This window comes from Brevibacillus sp. SIMBA_040 (genome assembly GCF_046535075.1).
Taxonomy (GTDB): Bacteria; Bacillota; Bacilli; order Brevibacillales; family Brevibacillaceae; genus Brevibacillus.
The window spans coordinates 1-257 of the sequence record NZ_JAWRXI010000280.1; the positions used below are offsets into that span (position 1 = coordinate 1).

General features: G+C 58.8%; 1 protein-coding gene. It reads left to right on the forward strand.

Annotated features, from left to right (window positions below; translation table 11 throughout):
- On the forward strand, positions 1-257 hold a 257-nt coding region (locus SB752_RS32845; protein ID WP_410719571.1), incomplete at both ends, for a FimD/PapC N-terminal domain-containing protein.

Here is a 257-nt window from a genome sequence, read left to right on the forward strand (position 1 = left end):
GGGCAAGCAGCAGAGTTCAACGAGTTGTTCCTCAAGAAGGGGGACGGTCCCGTCGAGCTTTCGTATTTCGAAAAGGGTAGTTCGGTTGCGCCGGGCATCTACGATGTGGATGTGTCGTTGAATCAGCGACGTGCAAGACGTGAGTCGGTCCTGTTCAAGGCCGATGCGTCGGGTGAGGTTCGCCCGGTGATCACGTTCGGCTTGTTGAAGGCGCTGGGCGTCGACGTGAATCGCCTCGAGCGCGAGCACAAACTGGC